This window comes from Desulfovibrio sp. SGI.169 (genome assembly GCF_050313595.1).
Classification (GTDB): Bacteria; Desulfobacterota; Desulfovibrionia; order Desulfovibrionales; family Desulfovibrionaceae; genus Desulfovibrio.
This window is the reverse complement of the sequence record NZ_JBNPLS010000069.1, coordinates 1-1,441: the sequence shown is the minus strand read 5'-3', so window position 1 is coordinate 1,441 and position 1,441 is coordinate 1. Positions and strand designations below refer to the sequence as shown.

Annotated in this window: 1 protein-coding gene; it reads right to left on the bottom strand. The window is 56.1% G+C overall.

The genetic code is table 11. The features are described from left to right. Nucleotides 1–40: 40 nt before the first annotated feature. The gene (locus ACQRA4_RS13740) at nt 41–988 is read right to left on the bottom strand and encodes a Bug family tripartite tricarboxylate transporter substrate binding protein (protein WP_427823614.1); all 948 of its coding nucleotides are present in this window, start codon (nt 986–988) and stop codon (nt 41–43) included. Between the last annotated feature and the right edge of the window lie 453 nt (nt 989–1,441).

Here is a 1,441-nt window from a genome sequence, read left to right as displayed (position 1 = left end):
GGGGGGGGGGGCCCCCCCCCCCCCCCCCCCACGCAGGTCGCTACTTCTGCGATTTTTTATAGAAGTCCACCATGGCCTGGCCTTCCGGGGCGTAATCCTCAAACATTTTGCGCAGGTCGTCGCCGTTTTTCCATGTGGCGATGGAGCCGGCGTTTTCGAATCGCCGCGCCACATCGGGGCGCGCAAGAATGGTCTTGAACGTGTTCTCCAGATAGGCGCGATGTTCGGGCTTCAGGCCATGCGGCGCGGCAATGTACCGGCCCACGGCGCTGTTGATGTCAAAGCCGAGTTCCCTGAGGGTCGGCGCGTCAGGGAAGCGCCTGCTTCGCTCCGGCGAAAACACGGCCAGAACTTTCATTTTGCCGATGGACCCTGATACGCCGCCTGAGGGAACAATGGCCGCATCCACCTGACCGCCCAGCAACGCCGGGGCCACCTTGCCCGCGCCGTCAATGGAAACATGGTTGAAGGGCACGTTTTCCGTCTTGAGCCGCAGGGCCGGAATATGCGTGGGCCCCATGATTTCGCAGATGCCGAGGTTGACCTTGCCCGGATTGGCGCGCGCCTGCGCAATGAGCTCTTCCGCGCTGTTGACGCTGCTGTCGGCGCTGACGGCAAGGTACACTTCCTCCAGGCAGAGCAGCGAGATAAAGTCAAAGCTGTCCAGCGTATACCTGGCGCGCCCGGTAATGCTGTCAAGGACAAGCAGCGGGTAGGAATGAATGCCAATGGTGTAGCCGTCCGCTTTCTGACGGGCGAGCTCCGTCATGCCAATCAGCCCGGTGCCGCCCGGTTTGTAGATGAACGACAGGGGCTGGCCGGTGACTTCCTTGAATTCCTTTTCGATCAGACGCGCGGCCTGCTCGCCCCCGCCGCCAGGATTGAACGGCACGATGATTCTGATGCTTTTGTCGGGATATTCCCCGGCCAGACAGGATGCTGAGGGCATGCACAGCGCCAGCAGCAAAATCATGATATAACGCAGCATATGTGTCCTCCTTGCTTCAACAGCAGACTGCAAGCCTGTTATAATTTCACCAATTTATTCAGGATTCATGCCAAGACGGTTTTTTAATTTTTTATTAGTAAAAACAGTATGTTAAAAATTTGCTTGCAGGATTTCAGTTTCTGGTGTGACCATTTTTAAATATTTTTCCGTTCAATTTTGGACAATATTGTCTCAACTATTTTACGGAAACGCTGCTCAAGGCGTTTCCTGCGGTTTTGTGGGTCAAGGCCGCCCGCGAGTGGTGAACAGGATTGATTTGTTTTTCTGTTAAATTAACGAGCTGGCCTGACTTTGCCGAGAGACAAGCAGCATTGGGCATGGAGCCAATTTGTTCACAAAATAAGTCAGGCTTGTCCCGATGGCGGTTTCGCGGCTTACGCGGACGGCAGGCCGGGCTTTTGGCGTGACCGGCGCTGGCCCGCTCTTGTCAAA